Annotated in this window: 21 protein-coding genes; 12 read left to right on the forward strand and 9 right to left on the reverse strand. The window is 68.1% G+C overall.

Annotated elements, in window-relative coordinates; translation table 11 throughout:
• Position 1: 1 nt before the first annotated feature.
• Positions 2–406, reverse strand: a complete 405-nt coding sequence (locus tag AC07NF_RS14190) for a DUF2946 family protein (RefSeq protein WP_494626819.1) — start codon at positions 404–406, stop codon at positions 2–4.
• Positions 407–742: 336 nt separating this feature from the next.
• Here AC07NF_RS14190 and AC07NF_RS14195 point away from each other — a divergent pair, with 336 nt between their 5' ends.
• From AC07NF_RS14195 to AC07NF_RS14205, 3 genes are all read left to right on the forward strand, one after another.
• Positions 743–3,409, forward strand: a complete 2,667-nt coding sequence (locus AC07NF_RS14195) for a TonB-dependent receptor plug domain-containing protein (RefSeq protein ID WP_494626821.1) — start codon at positions 743–745, stop codon at positions 3,407–3,409.
• Between the two features lie 113 nt (positions 3,410–3,522).
• Positions 3,523–4,197, forward strand: a complete 675-nt coding sequence (locus AC07NF_RS14200) for a response regulator transcription factor (RefSeq protein ID WP_454718244.1) — start codon at positions 3,523–3,525, stop codon at positions 4,195–4,197.
• On the forward strand, positions 4,194–5,537 hold the full coding sequence (locus AC07NF_RS14205; protein WP_494626824.1) for a sensor histidine kinase: 1,344 nt from the start codon (positions 4,194–4,196) through the stop codon (positions 5,535–5,537). Before AC07NF_RS14200 ends, AC07NF_RS14205 begins: the two co-directional genes overlap by 4 nt.
• Here the strand turns inward: AC07NF_RS14205 and AC07NF_RS14210 are convergent, their stop codons facing one another.
• From AC07NF_RS14210 to ybaL, 4 genes are all read right to left on the reverse strand, one after another.
• Positions 5,538–5,762: a CsbD family protein gene (locus AC07NF_RS14210; protein ID WP_492815729.1), complete on the reverse strand. Its 225-nt coding sequence runs from the start codon at positions 5,760–5,762 to the stop codon at positions 5,538–5,540.
• A gap of 179 nt (positions 5,763–5,941) precedes the next feature.
• Positions 5,942–7,798 carry a M61 family metallopeptidase gene (locus tag AC07NF_RS14215; RefSeq protein ID WP_494626827.1) on the reverse strand — a complete coding sequence of 619 codons (1,857 nt, stop codon included), beginning with the start codon at positions 7,796–7,798 and terminating at the stop codon, positions 5,942–5,944.
• A 65-nt stretch (positions 7,799–7,863) separates the two neighbouring features.
• Complete coding sequence (locus tag AC07NF_RS14220) at positions 7,864–8,319, reverse strand: MaoC family dehydratase (protein WP_494626830.1); 456 nt, start codon at positions 8,317–8,319, stop codon at positions 7,864–7,866.
• Positions 8,320–8,474: 155 nt separating this feature from the next.
• Entirely contained in the window at positions 8,475–10,139 is a 1,665-nt protein-coding gene (gene ybaL / locus AC07NF_RS14225; RefSeq protein WP_494626832.1) for a YbaL family putative K(+) efflux transporter, read from the reverse strand.
• Between the two features lie 71 nt (positions 10,140–10,210).
• On the opposite strand from ybaL, the gene AC07NF_RS14230 reads away from it, so the two are divergent.
• Positions 10,211–10,459 carry a helix-turn-helix domain-containing protein gene (locus tag AC07NF_RS14230; protein WP_291872164.1) on the forward strand — a complete coding sequence of 83 codons (249 nt, stop codon included), beginning with the start codon at positions 10,211–10,213 and terminating at the stop codon, positions 10,457–10,459.
• Positions 10,460–10,531: 72 nt separating this feature from the next.
• The gene (locus tag AC07NF_RS14235) at positions 10,532–12,331 is read left to right on the forward strand and encodes a cation:proton antiporter domain-containing protein (RefSeq protein ID WP_494626835.1); all 1,800 of its coding nucleotides are present in this window, start codon (positions 10,532–10,534) and stop codon (positions 12,329–12,331) included.
• Positions 12,332–12,337: 6 nt separating this feature from the next.
• On the opposite strand, the gene AC07NF_RS14240 is transcribed toward AC07NF_RS14235, so the two are convergent.
• Positions 12,338–13,402 (reverse strand): hypothetical protein, encoded by a 1,065-nt coding sequence (locus tag AC07NF_RS14240; protein ID WP_494626837.1) that lies wholly within the window; start codon positions 13,400–13,402, stop codon positions 12,338–12,340.
• Positions 13,403–13,454: 52 nt separating this feature from the next.
• Here AC07NF_RS14240 and AC07NF_RS14245 point away from each other — a divergent pair, with 52 nt between their 5' ends.
• Together AC07NF_RS14245 and AC07NF_RS14250 are read left to right on the forward strand one after the other, a co-directional pair.
• Entirely contained in the window at positions 13,455–13,637 is a 183-nt protein-coding gene (locus AC07NF_RS14245) for a hypothetical protein (RefSeq protein WP_494626839.1), read from the forward strand.
• Positions 13,638–13,666: 29 nt separating this feature from the next.
• Positions 13,667–14,014, forward strand: coding sequence for a RidA family protein (locus tag AC07NF_RS14250; protein ID WP_494626841.1), 348 nt, complete (start codon positions 13,667–13,669; stop codon positions 14,012–14,014).
• On the opposite strand, the gene AC07NF_RS14255 is transcribed toward AC07NF_RS14250, so the two are convergent.
• On the reverse strand, positions 14,011–14,442 hold the full coding sequence (locus tag AC07NF_RS14255; RefSeq protein WP_494626843.1) for a MarR family winged helix-turn-helix transcriptional regulator: 432 nt from the start codon (positions 14,440–14,442) through the stop codon (positions 14,011–14,013). The two genes, AC07NF_RS14250 and AC07NF_RS14255, sit on opposite strands and share 4 nt — an antisense overlap.
• A 71-nt stretch (positions 14,443–14,513) precedes the next feature.
• Here AC07NF_RS14255 and AC07NF_RS14260 point away from each other — a divergent pair, with 71 nt between their 5' ends.
• The 3 genes from AC07NF_RS14260 to AC07NF_RS14270 are packed head-to-tail and all read left to right on the forward strand — an operon-like array spanning position 14,514 to position 15,912.
• Entirely contained in the window at positions 14,514–14,888 is a 375-nt protein-coding gene (locus AC07NF_RS14260; protein ID WP_494626845.1) for a nuclear transport factor 2 family protein, read from the forward strand.
• A 26-nt stretch (positions 14,889–14,914) separates the two neighbouring features.
• Positions 14,915–15,565, forward strand: a complete 651-nt coding sequence (locus tag AC07NF_RS14265) for a glutathione S-transferase family protein (protein ID WP_494626848.1) — start codon at positions 14,915–14,917, stop codon at positions 15,563–15,565.
• Complete coding sequence (locus AC07NF_RS14270; protein WP_492815721.1) at positions 15,562–15,912, forward strand: DUF2200 domain-containing protein; 351 nt, start codon at positions 15,562–15,564, stop codon at positions 15,910–15,912. Before AC07NF_RS14265 ends, AC07NF_RS14270 begins: the two co-directional genes overlap by 4 nt.
• Here the strand turns inward: AC07NF_RS14270 and AC07NF_RS14275 are convergent.
• Positions 15,909–17,291 (reverse strand): aminotransferase-like domain-containing protein, encoded by a 1,383-nt coding sequence (locus AC07NF_RS14275; protein WP_494626851.1) that lies wholly within the window; start codon positions 17,289–17,291, stop codon positions 15,909–15,911. The two genes, AC07NF_RS14270 and AC07NF_RS14275, sit on opposite strands and share 4 nt — an antisense overlap.
• 101 nt (positions 17,292–17,392) lie before the next feature.
• Here AC07NF_RS14275 and AC07NF_RS14280 point away from each other — a divergent pair, with 101 nt between their 5' ends.
• The gene (locus AC07NF_RS14280; protein ID WP_494626853.1) at positions 17,393–18,253 is read left to right on the forward strand and encodes a DMT family transporter; all 861 of its coding nucleotides are present in this window, start codon (positions 17,393–17,395) and stop codon (positions 18,251–18,253) included.
• Here the strand turns inward: AC07NF_RS14280 and AC07NF_RS14285 are convergent.
• A complete protein-coding gene (locus AC07NF_RS14285; protein WP_494626855.1) occupies positions 18,250–18,657 on the reverse strand; it encodes a helix-turn-helix domain-containing protein in 408 nt (135 codons plus the stop codon). The genes AC07NF_RS14280 and AC07NF_RS14285 overlap by 4 nt on opposite strands.
• Positions 18,658–18,729: 72 nt before the next feature.
• On the opposite strand from AC07NF_RS14285, the gene AC07NF_RS14290 reads away from it, so the two are divergent.
• Positions 18,730–19,563, forward strand: coding sequence for a class I SAM-dependent methyltransferase (locus tag AC07NF_RS14290; protein ID WP_494626857.1), 834 nt, complete (start codon positions 18,730–18,732; stop codon positions 19,561–19,563).
• Positions 19,564–19,608 lie beyond the last annotated feature (45 nt).

A 19,608-nucleotide genomic window follows, 5' to 3' on the forward strand; every position in this document is an offset into this window, starting at 1 on the left:
CTCAGGCGTTCAGGAGGGTAGGCGGACCTTGGCTGGGCGGACGCGGCGGGGCGCGGGCATGACCCCGCACGCCCAGGACACGCTCGACGGTCGTCTCGAGGTATTCGGCGTAGTGGACGGGCGCGACAGTGGGGACCGGCGCATCCACCGTCGCGGCCAGGGTCGGCCCCACGCAGTTGGTGCACTTCAGCCCCATGAAGCCCTTGGCGGGCGCCGTGCGGACCGAACCGTCCTCGTCGACGATCACGACCTTCGAGCCGTCCGCCGTACAGATCACCATCGCCGACCCGCTCTCGCGCAGGTCATGGGCCATGGCGGCGGCGGGGAGCAGCACCTGCACAAGCACCGCCAACACCGCCGCGAACGCGGCGAGCAGAGTGCGGAAATGGCCGGTGCGGGCGGTCATGGTGAAGACGGAGTAGGGCGCGGGGCCGGCAGGGTCAATGCGGCGGAGTGCGGCGGTGGGCACTTAAGGGCGGGGTGCGGCGCCGCAATTGCGGTCACGACCCTGCCCAAAAGCATGGCGGGCGCCGCGCAATGGAGCAGCCGAGGCCTCCAAGTCCGCCCTTAGCCTCCCGCGAGGGTTGAGGCTGTTGCGGATGTTTCAAGCCTGACGAACTGTCGCAATCGCGCAAACATCGCGATCTGTGTCTGTATTCGATCGTCGAAATAAGAAAATCGCGCCGTTGGGAAGCATCACCGAGAACAAAAACAAACGCGTATAGCGCCAAGAGGGGTGACTATGACTAAGTTCTCGCGAACCATTCTGCTTTCGGGCATCTCTGCTCTTTCGATCACCTTAGGTTTCGCCGGTCAGGCCAGCGCCGCCGGCCTGCAGGCCCAGACGGCCGAGCCGACCTCGACCGAGCTCGATACGCTGGTCGTCATCGGCACGCGCCGCACCGACCGGTCGGTGGTGGATTCACCGTCGCCGATCGACGTCTTCGGCGGCGAGGAGCTCAGCCGCCAGCCGGCCGCCGACATGCTGGACGTGGTCAAGAACCTGGTCCCTTCGTTCTACGTCCCGCAGAACACGATCTCGGACGCCTCGACCTTCGTGCGCGCGCCGTCCTTGCGCGGTCTGGGCGCCGACCAGGTGCTCGTGATGATCAACGGCAAGCGCTACAACCGCTCGGCCCTGGTCCAGGTGGTGACGGGCGGCGACACCGCCCTGTCGCTGGGGGCGCAGGCCGTCGACCTGTCTTTGATCCCGTCGATCGCGGTCAAGAACCTGCAGATCCTGCGCGACGGCGCGACCGCCCAGTACGGCTCCGACGCCATCGGCGGCGTCATCAACTACGGTCTGCGCGACAGTGACAGCGGCTTCGAGGCCCAGGCGCGCTACGGCCAGACCTATAGCGGCGACGGCGAGAGCTATCAGTTCGCCGTCAATGCCGGCTTCAAGCTGTTCGACGCCGGCTTCGTCAATGTGTCGGGCGAGTATTTCGACGACGGCGAAACCAGCCGCGGCGCCACCCGGCCCATCGCGGCCGTGTTCGCGGGGCTCAATCCCAGCCTGGCGGGGCAACTGCCCAACTATCCCGGCCCGGCGCAGATCTGGGGCTCGTCGCCGACCGACGGATACAAGGTGTTCGTCAACGCCGGTTACGACATCAGCGACAGCGCCCACCTCTACATGACGGCCAATGTCGGGCATCGCGAGGCCGACCAGAGCTTCAACTATCGCTCGCCGATCTCGGCGCCGACGCCGCTGGCGGTCAACAACGGCACGGGTACGGCCGCCACCGGCTCGCCGGGGCGCAACGGCGCCTTCGCCCCGATCTATCTGACGCCCTGTCCGACCGGCAACGCCACCTGCCCGGCGGGCGGCTTCGTCAAGAACAGCAACACCTTCAGCTTCACGTCCGTCTATCCGGCGGGCTTCACCCCGCGCTTCCAGGGCGTGGTCGAGCAATTCTACGGGACGATGGGCGTGCGGGGGCGGGCCGACAGCGGTTTCACCTACGACCTCTCGGGCACTGTGGCGAAGAACTCGCTCGACCTGGCCATGACCAAGTCGCTGAACGCCTCGTTCGGTCCGACCAGCCAGAAAGAGTTCAAGTTCGGCAAGCTGATCCAGCGTGAGACCAACCTGAACCTCGACCTGACCTATCCGATCGAAGTCGGCTTCGCGAGCCCGATCACCCTGTCGGGCGGCGGGGAATATCGCCACGAGGAGTATGAGGCGACCGCGGGCGACACGCAGTCCTACGCCGCCGGCCCCTACGCCGTGCAGCCGCTGTACGTGCAGGTCTCGCCCGGCGTCTACACGCGCTCGATCGTGGGCGGCTCGCCCGAGACGGCGTCGCAGTCGCCTGGCGCCAGCGGCTATGGCGGCACCAGCCCGGCGTCGGCGAAAACCTCCACGCAGAGCAACTACGGCGTCTATCTGGGCGCCGAGGCCGATGTCACCGAAGCCTTTACGCTGGGCGTCGCCGGCCGCTACGAGGACTACGACACCTTCGGCGACACCTTCGTGGGCAAGGTGAACAGCCTCTATCGCGTGTCCGAGATGGTCTCGGTGCGCGGCACTGTGGGCACCGGCTTCCACGCTCCGTCGCCAGGCCAAAGCAACACCGAGATCCTGACGACCGCCTTCGCCCCCGGCGGCGAGCAGGTTCAGACCGGCACCTATCCGGTGACCAGCGCCATCGCCAAGTATTTCGGCGCCAAGACCCTGACCCCCGAAAAGTCCACCAACTACGGCGTTGGCTTCATCTTCAACCCGATCGACAACTTCACGCTCACCGTCGATGGCTATCTGATCAAGGTGAAGGACCGCATCAGCATCACCAGCACCTTCGATGTCGTCGCGGCCGACATCGTCGCCCAGCCTGCGCTGGCCGCGGTCGGCGTCGGCGGCGCGGTGGCCTATTTCACCAATGGCTTCGACACCAAGACCAAGGGCATCGACGCCGTCGCCACCTATCGCCTGCAGCTGATGGACAATCCGCTCAGCCTCACCCTGGCCTACAGCTACAACAAGAGCACGGTCACCAAGTCCGACCCGGTGGCCATCGGCGCCGACCGGATCTACGACATCGAGAACATCACGCCCAAGCACCGGGCCAATGTCTCGGCCAGCTACGAGATCGGCGGCTTCACGCTCAACGCCCGCGGCAACTACTACAGCAGCTGGAGCACCAACCAGGACTATCCAGGACAGACGTTCGGCTCGAAGGTCACCGCCGACCTCGACCTGAGCTACACGGTGGCCGAGAAGTACACGCTCACCGTCGGGGCCAATAACCTGTTCGATGCGTATCCGGACAAGCTGGCCCCGACCACGGCCAACCCGATCTACGCCATCACGGGCAGCACGGCCGACGGTCAGATCTATCCGCGCTCGGGCGGTCCGTTCGGCATGAACGGCGGCTTCTGGTACGCGCGCCTGAAGGTGAAGTACTAGAACGCTCCGAGCGAACGCCGTCCGGCCCGTCCGGACGGCGTTTTCGCTTCCCAACCTGGCGCCCCCGCGTAACCTCCCGCCGCTACCAAACGCCCTCGGGCGACGGGCTGGACATGACGCGTATTCTACTGATCGAGGACGAACCGGAGATGGCTCGGCTGGTGGCCAGCAATCTGGCGCGAGCGGGGCTGCTGGTGGATGTGGCGGGGTCGATCGATCTGGCGCGGGAGATCCTGAAGACGGCGCGGTTTTCGCTGGTGTTGCTGGATCGGGGCCTGCCCGACGGCGAGGGGCTGTCGCTGATCCCCGCCATCCGCGCCGCCCAGCCGGGCGCGGCGGTCATCCTGCTGACCGCCCAGGACCGTCTGGACGACAAGGTGCGGGGGCTGGATGCCGGGGCCGACGACTACCTGACCAAGCCCTTCTTCACCGATGAGCTGATGGCCCGCATCCGCGCGGCGCTGCGGCGGCCGGGCGGCGAGGCCGCCGCGCCGGTGGTATGCGGGCGGCTGTCGTTCGACCTGCAGACGCGCGAGGCCAGCATCGACGAGACGCCCCTGACCCTGGGCCGGCGCGAGCTGTTGGTGCTGGAGGCCCTGGCCCGGCGGGTCGGGCGGGTGATCCAGCGCGACGCCCTGCTGGACGCCGTCTACGGCCTGGACGACGAGGTGCAGCCCAAGGCGCTGGACGCCCACGTCTCGCGCCTGCGTCGCCGCCTGAACGAGGGCGGGGCCGGGGTGATGATCCATCCGGTGCGCAATGTCGGCTACATGCTGAAGGCCCTATGAGGCGTCTCTCGTCCTCCCTGGCCGCGCGGCTGATCGTCTGGTTCGTGCTGGTCCAGTCGCTGGTCTCGGTGCTGGCCATGGCCGTCACGCTGTTCCTCTGGCGCCAGCCCGGCGACGAATACGCCTTCGCCCAGATGCACCTGGAGGAGGTGGTCATGGCGGCGATCCGGCGCGGGCCCGACGGCCAGCTGGCGCTGGGCGAGACGCCGGCGCTGAAGGCCTTCCGCGCCGAGCGTCCGAGCGTCGAGATCGCGGCCCTGCAAGGGACGCGGATCCTGCCCGGCTCGTCGCCGGTGCTGGCGCAGGCGTTGCGCGACCAGGGCGCGCCGGCCTTCATCAGCGCCACCTTCGTCTTCAGCCAGGGGCCGCTGGCGGGCGAGACCGCCACGGCGACGACGCGCGGCGGGCCGTTCGGCGACATCGTGGTGGTCGGGGTCGGCAACCGGCTGCGGCTGGCCGACCTGCCGGCGCTGGGCCTCTATATGGGCGCCTATCTGGTGCGGGTGATGATCCTGGTCATGCTGGGGGCGGCGGCGGTGACGCCGTTCGTCATCGGCCGGGCGCTGCGGCCCTTGCAGCAGGCCGGGCGCGAGGCCGCCCGCATCGATATCCGCCGCCGCGACCTGCGCCTGCCGGTCGGCGAGGGCGTGCCCAGCGAGCTGGCCGGGCTGATCGGGGCCATCAACGCGGCGCTGGATCGCCTGGACCAGGGCGTGCGCCGCCAGCAGCGCATCGCCGCCGAGGCCGCCCACGAGCTGCGCACCCCGCTGGCCGTGCTGGCCGCCCGCATCGACAGCCAGCCGGCTTCCGACGACCAGCTGGCCATGCGCCGCGACCTGGAGCGGATGCGGACCCTGGTCGATCAGCTGCTGCTGGTGGCGCGGCTGGAGATCGCCGACGCGCCGCGCGACGAGACCTTCGACCTGGTGGCCCTGGCCCGCGACGTCGTCGCCGACTGCACGCCGCTGGCCTTGGCGCAGGGCCGCGACCTGGCTTTGGTCCCCGATGTCGAACGACGGATGGTGCGCGGCAGCCGGCGCGTGATCGAGGGGGCGCTGACCAACCTGGTCAACAACGCCATCCGCGCCGAGCCGGTCGGCGGCGCGGTGGAGGTGCGCGTGCCGGACGCTGACGAACTACGGGTCATCGACCACGGCCCGGGCGTGCCGCCGCATGAGCGCGAGCTGGTGTTCGACCCGTTCTGGCGGCGCAATGACGACCATCCCGGCGCGGGCCTGGGCCTGGCCATCGTCAAGCAGGCGGCCCTGCTGCACGGCGGCCAGGCGTTCGTGGAAGAGACGCCGGGCGGCGGCGCGACGTTCCGCCTGCGCCTGTCGTAGCTACTTCTTGGCGTCCTTGACCGCGTCCTTCAGATCGCCCTGCTTCACGTTGCCGGCGACCTTGTCCTTCTTGCCCTCGGCCTTGAGGTCTTTGTCGCCGACCAACGTGCCGACGCCGGACTCGACCTTGCCGACGGTCTCCTGCTTGCGGCCGGCTTCCTTGTCGCAGGCGGCCAGGCCGGTGAGGGCGGCGATCAGGGTGAAGGTCAGAAGAGTGCGGGTCATGTGTTGGCTCCGGTTGAACCTTCACAACGCAAGCGGGGCCTTTCGCGATCCCCAGGGACTAGGGGACCGAAAACCTCGTCCTTCGACAAGCTCAGGATGAGGTTTTCTACTGAACGGTCCTACCCATAGTCCTCACCCTGAGCTTGTCGAAGGGCGAGGACGGGCCCGAGGCGGCGGGGCTACTTCGCCGCGTCGGGCTCCGCGCCCAGCCAGGCCTTGCGGAAGGCCAGCTGCGCGTCGGTGGGTTTCAGGTCGGCCTTTTCGAAGCGCACGACTTCCAGCGTCGGGTCGGCGGCGACCTTCAGCGGGGCCTCGCGCACCTGGCCGCGCTGGACGAACTTGATGGTCGTGGCGTCGTCCGGCTTGAGGCGGTCGAGAGCGTCGGTCCAGTCGGCCTCGTTGGCGAACTCGAAACGCCCGATGCTGACGATACGGTCGCCGACTTCCAGGCCGGCGGCGTAGAGCGGGCTGTTCGGGACCGGCGGGGCGTCGAGGATCGGCTCGGCGCCGTTGGCCCTGACGCGCGACGCGCCCAGCCAGGCCTTCTTCGGCGCTTTCGGGCGCAGCTTCAGGCCGGCCTGTTCCAGCAGCGGGGCGAAGTCGGGCAGGGCCGAGCCTTCGATGCTGGCCTTGAAGAAGGCGTCGGCGAACTTCGCATCACCCGTGGTCTGGGCCAGGGCGGCGCGGATGTCGGCGGGCTTGTAGGGCTTTTCCGGCGCGCCGTGGGTCTTCCACATGCGCTTCATGAAGTCGTCGAGGCTGAGCGGCTTTTCGCGGCCGCGCAACTGCAGGTCCAGCGCCAGGCCGATCACCGCGCCGTACGGATAGTACGAGGTGAAGATGTTTGGATTGGTCGGGTCCAGCGCGGCGGCGGCGTCGACGAACGGCGCGCGCAGGCTCATCTCCTGCGGCGAGCCGTACAGGCGCCCCGGACCGGTGATGACGCCGTTCAGCGTGCCGGAGAGGGCGGTCAGGTACTCGTCGGTGGTCGACTGGCCGGCGCGGCGGATCAGCAGCGGGCCGTAATACTGCGTGAAGCCCTCGGCCAGCCACAGCGACGGGGTTGGGTTGGCCTTGGTGAAGTCGAACGGCTCCAGCTCGGCGGGGCGGATGCGTTCGACGTTCCAGGCGTGGAAGAACTCGTGGCTGGCCGTGCCCAGCTGGCTGAAATTGCCCCGGAACAGCGAGCGGGGCTGGCTGATGAAGGTCGAGTTGCGGTGCTCCATGCCGTCGCCGGTGATCTGCGGCATGTAGTCGGCGATGAAGGTGTAGGTCCCGTGGTCGAACTTCGGCAGCTCGCCGAACACCTTGATGTGCTCGGGGACGATGGCCTTCAGTTTCGCCACGAACTTGTCGGCGTCCTCGTCCGTGCCCGGGTTATGCAGCGCCAGGCGGAAGGTGTAGTCGCGGCCCTGGTCGGTGACCTTCCATTCGCGCAGGGTGAAGGCGCTGATCTCGGTCGGGCTGTCCATGAAGTACTGCAGGTTCGGCGCCCAGTACGTGTCGGCCGCTCCCGTGGCGGGCGGCAGCTGGGTGGCGACCCGCCAGCTGGGATCGGCGCGCTTGAAGGCCACGCGGATCGGCTTGTCGTCATAACCGTCGGCCCACAGGAAGGTCGCGGGCATGTTCAGGTGGGCGTGGGTGGCGTCGACCTGGGAATAGGTGCCGTCGCCGCGGTCGGCGTACAGCGTGTAGGTGACCTTCACGGTGCCGTCGTGGCCGGTGACGGTCCAGCCGTAGGGATCGGTGCGCTCGACGGTCAGCGGCTTGCCGGCCCCGTCGACGGCGCTGACCTTGTAGACGTTCTTGGCGAACTCGTGGATCGCGTAGCGGCCGGGCGACGAGCGCGACATCCGCAGGCGCAGCGGCCCCTTGGGCGCGCCGCGATAAGTGGCGACGATCTGCGCCTCGTGGTGGGCGGCGTTCTCGAACGAGACCTCGTATTGGACGGGGGCGTTGGCGCCAGGATCGGCCGCCGCGTGGGCGGTGGTGGCCAGCAGGGCCAGGCCCGACAGGCCGAACAGAACTTTACGCATGCGCTCCCCCGAAAAACGAAGGGGCACCATGGCCAAGCCCGTGCGTCGCCGCAAGGCGGGGAGGGCTAGCCCCGGCTGGCCGGCTTGCGTCTGCGCGGCACGCGGACAACCGCCTCGCCGTCCATGATCGGTTCGTCGCCGACCAGGCCTTCGCAGCGCAGGGTGACGCGGGCGCTTTCCGGATCGATGGCGGCCACGGTCACACGCGCCGTGACGACGTCGCCGATCCGCACCGGCTTGTGGAAGGCCAAGGTCTGCGACAGGTAGATCGAGCCGGCCCCGGGCAGGATGGTGCCGACGACCGCCGAGCCAAACGAGGCCGACAGCAGGCCATGGGCGATGCGGCCGCGATAGGCGGTCTTGCTGGCGAAGGCCTCGTCCATGTGGACGGGGTTGAAGTCGTCCGAGGCCTCGGCGAACAGGCCGATGCGCGCTTCGGTGACAGGGACCTGTTTCTCGGCGACCATCCCGACGGACAGTTCTTCCAGGATGTAGCCGCCGGAGGGGTGACGTTCGATCATGTCCGGCGGTTACCGCTCACGGGGGGTTATGACCAGCGAAAAACGGCTGTGGGGCCGAAACCTCGCCCTTCGACAGGCTCAGGGTGAGGTTTCTATTTAGGCGCCGAGCTCGCAGTAGTCCTCATCCTGAGCCTGTCGAAGGACGAGGGCGGGCCTCAATGATGCCCCGCGCTCGCCGGCGGCTTCTTCTTCGGGGCGCGGGCCAGCATGCCCTTGGCGATCTCTTCCTCGCCGATCAGGGCGTGGGTGGCGCCCATCTCCTTGAGCAGGGTCACGTCGGCGTCGGTATAGGCGCGGGCGATGATCTCGCACTTGGGGTTTGCCGCGCGGGCCTGTTCGATGATGCGAGCCGCCTCGAACGGATTGGGCACGGCGACGAACAGGTGGGTGGCTTTGTCCAGGCCGGCCTTGAGCAGCACCTCGGGCTTGACCGCATTGCCGCCGATGGTCTCGAAGCCGGCCTTGCGCAGGTCCTCGGCGCGCTCGACGTCGTCCTCGATCACCACCAGCGGGGTCTTGCCCTTGAGGCCCTCGGCCACGGCCTTGCCGACGCGGCCGTAGCCGATCAGCAGGGCGTGCGGCTTGGCGGCGGCCGGGATCGGCGGCTCGCCCGAGGCCTCGCGCTCCTTGGCGATCATCTTGGGCAACAGGCGGTCCAGCCAGGCGAACAGCAGCGGGTTGACCAGGATCGACAGGATGGCGCCGGCCAAAACCAGGTCGCGGCCGTTCTCGGGCAGCAGCTTCAGCGACACGCCCAGGCCGGCCAGGATGAACGAGAACTCGCCGATCTGGGCCAGACTGACCGAGATGGTCAGGGCCGTGCTCATCGGGCGGCGGAAGGCCAGCACGATGACCAGGGCGGCGATCGACTTGCCGACCACGATGATGGCCAGGGTCGCCAGCACCGCCAGCGGCTCGCGCAGCAGGACGCTGGGGTCGAACAGCATGCCGATCGAGACGAAGAACAGCACCGCGAAGGCGTCGCGCAGCGGCAGGGTCTCGTTGGCGGCCTGCTGCGACAGCTCGCTCTCGGCCATGATCATGCCGGCGAAGAAGGCCCCCAGGGCGAACGACACGCCAAAGAGGGCGGCCGAGCCGAACGCGACGCCCAGCGCGATGGCCAGCACCGCCAGGCGGAACAGCTCGCGCGAGCCGGTGTGGGCGATGCGGTGCAGGATCCACGGGATGACCCGGCGGCCGACGATCAGCATGAAGGCCACGAACGCCACGACCTTGCCGATGGTGATGGCGAAGGCCAGGCCGACGCCGCCGGTCTGGTTGGCCGGGGCCTCGCCGCCCAGCACGCCCGACAGGGCCGGCAGCAGGACCAGCGCCAGCACCATGGCCAGGTCCTCGACGATCAGCCAGCCGACCGCGATCTTGCCGCGCCCGGTCTCGATCAGCCGTCGCTCCTGCAGGGCGCGCAGCAGCACCACGGTCGAGGCGACCGACAGCGCCAGGCCGAACACCACGCCGGCGCCGACGCTCCAGCCCAGCGCGACCGCCAGGCCAAGGCCCATCACCGTCGCCGCGCCGATCTGCACGACCGCGCCGGGGATGGCGATGTTCTTCACCGCCATCAGGTCCTTCAGCGAGAAGTGCAGGCCGACCCCGAACATCAGCAGGATGACGCCGATCTCGGCCAGCTGCGGGGCCAGCTCCTGATCAGCGACATAGCCGGGCGTAAACGGCCCGACCAGCACGCCCGCGAGCAGGTAACCGACGAGGACCGGCAGCTTCAGCCGGTTGGCGATGGCGCCGAAGACGAAGGCCAGGCCCAGGCCCGCGACGATGGTGGCGATCAGCGAGGTGTGGTGCAAAGGCTCTCCTTGACGATCAGCTTTTTCGGGCGTACTCAACCAATATGGGTGATTAAACCCAGGTACGCCAGATGCCGCACGCAAAAATTCTCCTTCCGGCCCAGTGCCGGGCCGCCCGGGGACTGATCAATTGGTCCCAGGGAGAGCTCGCCGACAAGGCGGGCGTGTCGCGCAGCACGGTCAAGGACTTCGAGACCGAGCGCCACGCCTTGCACCATAGCACCGAACGCCTCCTGATCGACGCGATCGAGGCTGGCGGGGTGTCCTTGATCGTGGCGGACGAGGCAGGACCGGGCGTGCGGCTGAAGCGACCGGTTTAAGGACGCCGAGCGCGTCAGGCGAAGTGTGGGCGGTTCGCCGCCCGGACGCGCGACAAACGAAAGAGAGGGGCAGTGGCGCACGAGGTTTCACCAGAGAGCTACAAGGACCTGGTCCTGTTCCTGGCGACCGCCGGCATTGTCGCGCCGATCTTCAAGCGCCTGAAGATCAACACCATCCTGGGCTATCTGCTGGCCGGGGTGATCCTGGGGCCGTACGGCCTGGGCCGGTTCATCCACGTCGCGCCGTGGCTCGACTACTTCACCGTCGACAACCCCGACGAAATCGCCCAGCTGGCCGAGTTCGGGGTGGTGTTCCTGCTGTTCATGATCGGGCTGGAGCTCTCGTGGGAGCGCCTGCGGCTGATGCGCAAGTGGGTGTTCGGCCTGGGCGCGATCCAGGTGATCGGCTGCTCGCTGGCCCTGGGCGCCGGCGCCATGCTGCTGGGCCAGGATCCCGTGGCGGCCCTGACCATCGGCGCGGCCCTGACCCTGTCCTCGACCGCCATCGCCGTGCCGGTGCTGGCCGAGCGCCGCCGCCTGCATTCGGAAGCCGGCCGCGCCACCTTCTCGGTGCTGCTGTTCCAGGACCTGGCCGTCGCGCCGATCCTGATCACCCTGGCGATCCTGGGGCGCGGCAACGGCACGTTCCAGCTGAAGGACCTGCTGGCCCTGGCCCCCGCCGCCATCGGCCTGGGCGTCATCGTGCTGGTCGGGCGCCTGGCCCTGCGGCCGATGCTGAAATCCGTCGCCAAGGCCAAGAGCGAAGAGATGTTCATGGCCGCCTGCCTGCTGGTGATCATCGGCGCGGGCATGGTCGCGGCCCTGTCGGGCCTGTCCATGGCGCTGGGCGCCTTCGTGGCCGGCGTCCTCCTGGCCGAGACCGAGTATCGCCACGAGGTCGAGGTCAAGATCGAGCCGTTCAAGGGCCTGCTGCTCAGCCTGTTCTTCGTGTCGTTGGGCATCCGTCTGGATCTCTCCCTGCTGGCCGCCCAGCCGGGCGCGATCCTGGCCACGGCCGTCGGCCTGCTGGTCCTGAAGACGGCGGTGGTGTTCGGCAGCGGCCTGGTCATGGGCCTGAACAAGCGTGCGGCCATCGAGGCGGCCCTGATCCTGGCGGCCGGCGGCGAGTTCGCCTTCGTCTTGCTGGACAACGCCATGAGCGCCCGGGTCGTCTCGCCGGCCATCGGCCAGGCGGTGCTGGTCTCGGCCACCCTGACCATGTTCCTGATCCCCGGCCTGGCGGCTTTGGGCGGGTATCTGGGCCGCAAGAGCGCGCCCCTGCCGGTCAGCGAGGCCCCGCCCTCCACCGAGCGCGAGCCCGACCGCGTCGGTCCCGAGCCCGCCGGCCAAGTGCTGGTCATCGGTTATGGCCGGGTCGGCAAGCTGGTCGGCGACATGCTGGGCCGCCACGACCTGTCGTGGATCGCCGTCGAGCGCGACGCCCGCCTGGTCGAGCAGGGCCGCCGCGACGGCGCTCGCATCTACTACGGCGACGCCTCGCGCATCGAGCTCCTGGAGCGCTGCGGCCTTGCTACGGCCAAAGCGGTAGTGGTCACCATGGACGCCTTCGAGGTCGCCGAGGCCGTGGTTGCCGCCGCCCGTGGCGAGCGCCCCGACGTGCCGATCGTGGTCCGCGCCCGCGACGCCCGCCACGCCGCCCGCCTGTACGAACTGGGCGCCACCGACGCTGTGCCCGAGACCATCGAGGCCAGCTTGCAGCTCTCTGAAGCCGTGCTGGTCGATATCGGCGTCCCGATGGGCCTGGTCATCGCCTCGATCCACGAACGCCGCGACGAATACCGCAAGGTGCTGAACCGCCCGGACGCCCTGGGAGGAAGGCGCCGGCGCCTGCGCGACGCGACGTTGCGGTAGTGTTCGTCAGTAGCGATTCCGATTATTGCAGAGAAAATTCTGTTCAGAGAAGATGGGTGACGATGCCTTGGATTTTATCATCTGTCCAGATACATACCAGCTATAGTCATTTATGCATTCGTATGAATTTTGCACAATAAACTTACATTCTTCAATTAAATTTACTGGTGATATGGGTGCCGTTTGTTGGTATTGACCTGATACCAGGGGCTCGTAACAGGTATGTGCGCCGGATAATTTTCTCGAAACGACGCCTGTAGCGGCTTCGATATACCTAAATTCTCTATCCGCCATGAAGCGCCGGAAAGTGTTTAGGCTCGCTCGTCGCTCGGGCTCGAAGTTCGCCGAGGCTCTTTGGAATTCCGCCAGAACGGGCTTCAGTTCTTGCCAGTTTTGGCTCTCCGGCGGCTTCGCGACGATCAGGTCTGCCTTTTCTTCCACGACCTTCAATATGGTGTAGGCGCGGGCCATCGACTCTGTAAGCGTCTTCAACGCCACCTGCTGTTGGGCATAGACCCGCTCGTCGTCGAGCGTGGCTTGCTTGTGGACTTCCAGGTCCAGGGCGGCTTGTTCCCGAGCGATCGCCGCCAATCGCACACGCTCGTCTCGCTCGCCTTGAGCCTTGGTTCGCTCAGCGAGCAGCTGACTGTCGATCTCCTTCTGTCGGTTCTGTCGCGCCTCTTGCGCATCCTTGCGGTCGTTGTCTTCTTTTCTGTCTAGACCTCGACGATCGAACTCCAACTTCCACTGGCTGGCTTCGCGAGCTTGTTCGATGTCCCATTGTTTACTTTGGCGCGCTTGATCTTTCTTCGTGAGGTCCTGGCCAAGCAGGAAGATGATCAGCGGCATGGCCAAGGACGCGGCGACCTTCAGCGTTTCGAGCACCCAGTCGTAGCGCTTGGCGGAGTTGACGTCCGCGTTCGGGGTCTCCGTCACGTCGCGGCCTCCGATGAGCTTGGCGAGTGCGAGAAATGAGTGTTCGTGGATCGCATCGATGAGCCCCCGTTCATCGTGTTTCCAACGATAACGCCGATCTTCCAATATGCAATCATTGAGGGTGTGATTTTCCATCGCCCTCATAGGCGGCGTCAGAGCTGACGCTTGCCAATCCCGGTACGTTCAAGTGGGAGAAGGCCTCGATCGGCTTCACGGTCGCCGTCGACTGGGCGTTCGAGCGCTACGCCTGCAAGGTGCCAATACCGACAAGAAGACTGGCCAAGCCTACCCGGATGAGGGCATGGGCGTGACCGTGTATCACCGCGACACCGACGGCAAATGGCGGGTCGCCATCGACAGCTGGAGCTAGAGCCTCCCGCCGCCGAAGTAGGAGTTTTCATGATCGAACGTATTGGCAAGGCCCAACGCTGGAGCGACGCGGTCGCCGCCCATGGCCTGGTGTTCCTGGCCGGCCACGTGGCCGAGGAGACGCGCGGGCAGTCGGTCTTTGTCCAGACGCAGGAAGTGCTGGCCCAGATCGACGACACCCTGGCCCAGGCCGGGGTGACCAAGGCGGCGCTGGTCAGCGTCACCATCTACCTGGCCGACATCGCCGGCTTCGACGAGATGAACAAGGCCTGGGATGCGTGGGTCAACACCGAGAACCCGCCGGCCCGCGCGACGGTGGAGTCGCGCCTGGCGCGGCCGGACTATGCGGTCGAGATCGTCGGGATCGCGGCGCGCTAGCTGGTGATCCGGTCGAGGTTGGTCAGCAGGCGCTGCAGCAGGCCGACCAACTGCTGCGTCTCGGCGTCCGAGAAGCCGTCCAGCACCTCCTGATTGCCCGCGAGCAGGGTGGCGACCGCATCCGGCAGGCGCGCCTCGGCGGCCTCCGTCAGGGTGACCCGGCTGCTGCGGCCATCGGCGGGATCGGGCGTGCGGCGGATCAGGCCGTCGCGTTCCATGCGGGCCAGCATCTGGGCCATCGGCGGCTGCTCGACCTTGGCGAAGCGGGCCAGATCCCGCTGGGTGCTGGCCTGGCCGTCGCGCAGCGCGACCAGCACCGGCACGTGGCCCAGGCCAAAGCCCAGCGGCTTCAGCCGCGCCTCGCTGAGCCGGCCGAAGCCCCGGGCGGCCAGGCTGATCAGGTGGCCCGGCGTCGACAGCACATCCATTGCGGCTCTTCCCTTGCGTTCCATCACGCCTAGATACATACGTGCATATGTAATTGGCAAGGAGCGATCCCATGGACGCCGAAATCAAGGTTCTCGAAGGCCTGTACGACCGCTTCAACGCCCGTGACATCGACGGCGTCATGGCCTGGCTGACCGACGACGTCGCCTGGGCCAACGGCATGGACGGCGGCCACGAGCAGGGGCAGGCGGCGGTCCGCGACTACTGGACCCGTCAGTGGTCGATGATCAGCCCCCACGTCGAGCCGGTCGGCTTCCGTCGCGCCGCCGACGGGGCGGTGGTCGCCGAGGTCATCCAGACCATCCGCGACCTCGACGGCAATCCGCTGGAAGGCCAGACGCACGGCCTCAAGGACAAGACGGTCGGCCACGCCTTCACGTTTCGCGACGGCAAGGTGGCGCGTTTCGATATCCGCGACATAGAGTAGGTCCAACCACAAGGGAGCCTGCGGTCATGATCACCCTCTACGGCGAAGGTCGGGGCTTTCGGGTCGCATGGCTGCTGGAGGAGATGGGGCTGCCCTATCGGCTGCGGCCGGTGGACATGCTGGCCGGGGTCGAGAACGACACCGAGTTCATGGCCATCAATCCGGCCGGCTTCATCCCGGCGATCCGCGACGGCGACGTCACCATGGTCGAGTCCATCGCCATCATGGAATATCTGATGGCCCGCCACGGCCCGACGCCGCTGGCCCCCGGGCCGCTGGATCCGGCCTTCCCCGCCTATCAGCAGTTCCTGCACCTGGGCGAGGCGGGCCTGGCGATGCCGATGTTCATGCGGGTGGTCAGCCAGATCCTGGCCCCCGATGACGAGAAGGACAATTGGGGCGCTCGCAAGGGCGTGCGGATGTTCGAGGGCCGCCTGCGGCTGGTGAACCGCCAGCTGGAGCGCGCGCCCTACATGGCCGGCGAGGCGTTCACGGCGGCCGACATCTCGGTGACCTACGCCCTGCAGTTCGCCAAGCGGGCAGGGGGCTACGACCTCAGCGAGGTTCAGCAGGCCTATGTCGCCCGCACCACGGCGCGGCCGGCCTATGGCCGGGCGATGGACGTCTGCGCGGCGACCAAGGGCTGGGCGCAGTCGCAGGGCGAGGCCGTCGGATGAGCCACCGCATCTACGCCATGAGCTTTGCCAGCGTTTATCCGGCCTATGTCGCCAAGGCGCAGAAGAAGGGGCGGACCAAGGAGGAGGTCGACGAGATCATCCTGTGGCTGACCGGCTTTTCCCAGGACGAGCTGGAGGCGCGGATCGCCGACAAGACCGACTTTGAAAACTTCTTCGCCCAAGCCCGGCTGAACCCGGCGCGGGCGCTGATCACCGGCACGGTCTGCGGCGTGCGGGTCGAAAACGTCGAAGAGCCGCTGATGCGTGAGATCCGCTATCTGGACAAGCTGATCGACGAGCTGGCCAAGGGCAAGGCGATGGCCAAGATCCTGCGGACGCCGGCCTAGGCCAGGGCCGCCTTCAACACTGAAAAGACGCGCGGGTCCTGCATCTGGGCGACGTTGAAACGCATGAAGTCCGGGGCGGTCTGGGCGGCGCTGAACACGTTGCCGGGGGCCAGGATGACGTCCTGCTCCAGGGCTGTGCGGGCCAGGTCCGAGGCGTCTTTTCCGTCCGGCAGCCGGCCCCACAGGTAGAAGCCGCCGCGCGGGGTGACCCACGGCTTCACGCCTAGATTAGCCAGGCGAGTCGTGGCGTCGCGGCGCGAGCCTGAGAGCCGCCGGCGCAAGGCCTCGACGTGGCGGCGATAGCCAGTGTCCATCAGGCTGTCGAAGACTAGTCGCGCCGCCACCGGGCTGGCCCCGCCGAAATTGGTGGCCACCTGCAGGTCGACCAGGGCCTCGATCCAGTCGGGCCGCGCGGCGATGTAGCCGCAGCGCACCGAGGCCGACAGGGTCTTGGAGAAACTGCCGATGCGGATGACGTTCACCAAGCCGTCGAAGGCGGCCAGGCGCGGGGAGGGGTCGGGCTCGAACTCGGCGAAGATGTCGTCCTCGACGATGACCAGCCCATGCGCCGAGGCGATGGTCAGCAGCTTGTGGGCGGTCTGGGCCGACAGGCTGGCGCCGGTCGGATTGTGGATCGCCGAGTTGGTGATGTAGAGGCGCGGCCGCTCGGCAGTCAGCACCTGGGCGAAACGCGCCAGGTCCGGGCCGGTGGGCGTGTAGGGCGCGCTGACGATCCGCACCTGGTGGGCGCGCAGCAGGGCCTGGAAGTTGAAGTAGCAGGGATCGTCGACCAGCACCGCGTCACCGGGCTTGAGCAGGAAACGACAGATCAGGTCGATGGCCTGGGTGCCCGAGGCGGTCAGCAGGATCTGCTCGGGGGACGCGTCCAGCCCGTCGGCGGCGGCGCGGCGGGCCAAGAGCTGGCGCAGATCCAGCAGGCCGCGTGAGTGGCCGTACTCGACCAGCGCCTCGTCGCCCGCGTGCGACAGGCCCCGCATCGCCTTGCGCAGGATCGCGCCCGGCATCCAGTCGGGCGGCAGCCAGCCGCAGCCGGGCTTCAGCGCCTGGGCCGAGGCGTCCAGCGACTGGCGCGAGACCCACAGCGGATCGATGGCGCGGTCGGCGCGGGGCTGGAGCTCATTGACGGCCGGCGTCGCCACGCCTTCCGAGACATAGAAACCCGAGCCCGGCCGCGAGCGCACCACGCCCTCGGCCGCCAGGCGGTCATAGGCCTCGACCACGGTGGACGGGGAAACCTTCAGGGTCGCGGCCAGGACGCGGATCGACGGCAGGCGCTCGCCATGCGTCAGGGCGCGGCTGGCGATGCGGGCGCGGATCGCGCGCATAACCTCGTCGGTGCGGCTGGCGGGCTTGGCCATCGGGCGGTCCTAAACTGTATGGCTATTGATAGCATACAGTTCGGTTCGGATCGTATCGATTGTTCCTGGGGTTGGCGGGGCGGAGCTCCTAAAGCCCGGGCATGGAACAGACATCCAAAGGCTGGGGCAGCGGGCTCCTGGGCGTGATCATCTTCAGCGGTTCACTGCCGGCCACCCGTGTGGCGATCGGCGGGTTCGGGCCGGTGTTCCTCACCTGCGCCCGCGCGGTGATCGCCGCCCTGCTGGGCGCGGCGTTGCTGTTTGTGTTCCGGCAGAAGCGGCCCGCCGCATCGGACGTGCGGCCGCTGCTGGTGGTAGCCTTAGGCGTGGTGGTCGGGTTTCCGCTGCTGACCGGCCTGGCGCTGCAGCATATCGACGCCGCCCACTCGGTCGTCTTCGTCGGCCTGCTGCCGCTGGCGACGGCGCTGTTCGGCGTGCTGCGCGGCGGCGAGCGGCCCAAGCCTGCTTTCTGGATCTTCTCCGTGATCGGCAGCCTGTCGGTGGCCGGTTTCGCCGTCTCGCGCGGCGGGTCTGGCTCGGTGGTCGGCGATCTTCTGATGGTGGCGGCGATCGTCGCCTGCGGCCTGGGTTATGCCGAGGGCGCGGTGCTGTCGCGGCGGCTGGGCGGCTGGCAGGTCATCTGCTGGGCGCTGGTCCTGGCCCTGCCGGTGATGGCGATCCTGGCGGTAGTCACCCTGCCGATGACCTGGAGCGGGATCGACGCCGGCGCCTGGCTGGGTCTGGCCTATGTCTCGGTGTTCTCCATGCTGATCGGCTTCGTGTTCTGGTACCGGGGCCTGGCCTTGGGCGGCATCGCCAAGGTCGGGCAGCTGCAGCTGCTGCAGCCGTTCTTCGGCCTGGCCCTGGCCGGCCTGTTGCTGCACGAGGCGGTCGCGCCGGCCATGCTGGCCGTCACCGCCGTGATCGTGCTGTGCGTGGCTGGGGCCAAAAGGTTCGCCTAGAGCGCCTCGGCGCGATAACGCCGCCGGGCGCCGGCGACCTTCACGATGCGCAGGAAGTGCGGGCAGTCCATCAGCTGCGGGACCTTGCAGTCGGCGGCGTGGCGCAGGCCGTCGCGCATGCGGGTCAGCTGCTCGATGCGGCGATCGAGGGCGTCGGCCTTGGCGCGCAGGCGGTCGCGGTCGATGTCCGGGCCATCAAGCATGCCGGCGATCTCGTCCAACGAGAAGCCCGAGGCGCGGCCCAGGGCGATCAGCGCCAGCCGCTCGGCCGTGTCCGGCGCGAACAGCCGCTTGAGGCCCCGCCGCCCGGTCGAGGCGATCAGTCCCTTCTCCTCGTAGAATCTCAGCGCCGAGGCCTGCACGCCCGAGCGTTTCGAGAGTTCTGAAATATCGATGTCGAACACCGCTTGACCTCAAGTGCGCTTGAACTTGCAGGATGCGCGGACAGGCCGATGCTGGCAACGACGGAGATGACGATGAGCACCACCCCCGACCGCGACATGGCCGCCTACTGGGACCGCGCCGGCCGGGTGTGGGTCGAGCACCAGGCGCTGCTGGACCGGATCATGGCGCCGATCGCGCAGGCGGTGGTCGAGGCCGCGGGCCTGGTCAACGGCGAGGCCGTGCTGGACGTCGGCTGCGGCTCGGGCGCGACCACCTTCGCGGCGGCCTGGCAGACCGGTCCCACGGGGCGGGCGGTTGGGGTCGACATCTCGCCGGCCCTGGTCGAGCTGGCCCGCCGCCGCGCGGGCGAAGACGGTGTCGAGGGCGTCGAGTTCCTGCTGGCCGACGCCCAGACCCACAGCTTCAAGGCCGAGTACGACGCCATCGTCTCGCGGTTCGGGGTGATGTTCTTCCCCGATCCGGTGGCGGCCTTCGCCAACCTGCGCACGGGGCTGAAGCCTGGCGGCCGACTGGCCTTCGCCGCTTGGCGCAGTCCTGAGGAGAACCCGCTGGCGCTGGTCCCGCTGCACGCCGCCGCGCCGCTGCTGCCGGAGATGCCGAGGTTCGAGAAGGACGCGCCGGGCCGTTTCGCCTTCGCCGACGCCGAGCGCATGCGCGGCATCCTGGAGGCCAGCGGCTGGCAGGGCGTCGAGATCGCGCCGCTGGACGTGACGACCCCGCTCTCCTTCGACGAACTGATGACCATGAGCCTGCGGGTCGGGCCGCTGAACCCGATCCTCAAGGACGCCGACGAGGACCTGCGGGACACGGTCTGGGACGCCGTGGCGATCGCGCTGGAGCCGTACGTCAAGGACGGCGTCGCCCAGATGACCTCGGCCTGCTGGCTGGTCACGGCGGAAGGGTAGGGCCCTCCGAACTCCGGGAGCTTGAGTTTTCCACAGACCCGATAT

It is taken from the genome of Caulobacter sp. GW821-FHT10A06 (assembly GCF_059415805.1).

Coding starts and splice junctions, on each gene's coding strand:
- AC07NF_RS14190 (WP_494626819.1), bottom strand. CDS start 406: ATGACCGCCCGCACCGGCCATTTCCGCACTCTGCTCGCCGCGTTCGCG.
- AC07NF_RS14195 (WP_494626821.1), top strand. CDS start 743: ATGACTAAGTTCTCGCGAACCATTCTGCTTTCGGGCATCTCTGCTCTT.
- AC07NF_RS14200 (WP_454718244.1), top strand. CDS start 3,523: ATGACGCGTATTCTACTGATCGAGGACGAACCGGAGATGGCTCGGCTG.
- AC07NF_RS14205 (WP_494626824.1), top strand. CDS start 4,194: ATGAGGCGTCTCTCGTCCTCCCTGGCCGCGCGGCTGATCGTCTGGTTC.
- AC07NF_RS14210 (WP_492815729.1), bottom strand. CDS start 5,762: ATGACCCGCACTCTTCTGACCTTCACCCTGATCGCCGCCCTCACCGGC.
- AC07NF_RS14215 (WP_494626827.1), bottom strand. CDS start 7,798: ATGCGTAAAGTTCTGTTCGGCCTGTCGGGCCTGGCCCTGCTGGCCACC.
- AC07NF_RS14220 (WP_494626830.1), bottom strand. CDS start 8,319: ATGATCGAACGTCACCCCTCCGGCGGCTACATCCTGGAAGAACTGTCC.
- AC07NF_RS14230 (WP_291872164.1), top strand. CDS start 10,211: ATGCCGCACGCAAAAATTCTCCTTCCGGCCCAGTGCCGGGCCGCCCGG.
- AC07NF_RS14240 (WP_494626837.1), bottom strand. CDS start 13,402: ATGGAAAATCACACCCTCAATGATTGCATATTGGAAGATCGGCGTTAT.
- AC07NF_RS14250 (WP_494626841.1), top strand. CDS start 13,667: ATGATCGAACGTATTGGCAAGGCCCAACGCTGGAGCGACGCGGTCGCC.
- AC07NF_RS14255 (WP_494626843.1), bottom strand. CDS start 14,442: ATGGATGTGCTGTCGACGCCGGGCCACCTGATCAGCCTGGCCGCCCGG.
- AC07NF_RS14260 (WP_494626845.1), top strand. CDS start 14,514: ATGGACGCCGAAATCAAGGTTCTCGAAGGCCTGTACGACCGCTTCAAC.
- AC07NF_RS14265 (WP_494626848.1), top strand. CDS start 14,915: ATGATCACCCTCTACGGCGAAGGTCGGGGCTTTCGGGTCGCATGGCTG.
- AC07NF_RS14270 (WP_492815721.1), top strand. CDS start 15,562: ATGAGCCACCGCATCTACGCCATGAGCTTTGCCAGCGTTTATCCGGCC.
- AC07NF_RS14275 (WP_494626851.1), bottom strand. CDS start 17,291: ATGGCCAAGCCCGCCAGCCGCACCGACGAGGTTATGCGCGCGATCCGC.
- AC07NF_RS14280 (WP_494626853.1), top strand. CDS start 17,393: ATGGAACAGACATCCAAAGGCTGGGGCAGCGGGCTCCTGGGCGTGATC.
- AC07NF_RS14290 (WP_494626857.1), top strand. CDS start 18,730: ATGAGCACCACCCCCGACCGCGACATGGCCGCCTACTGGGACCGCGCC.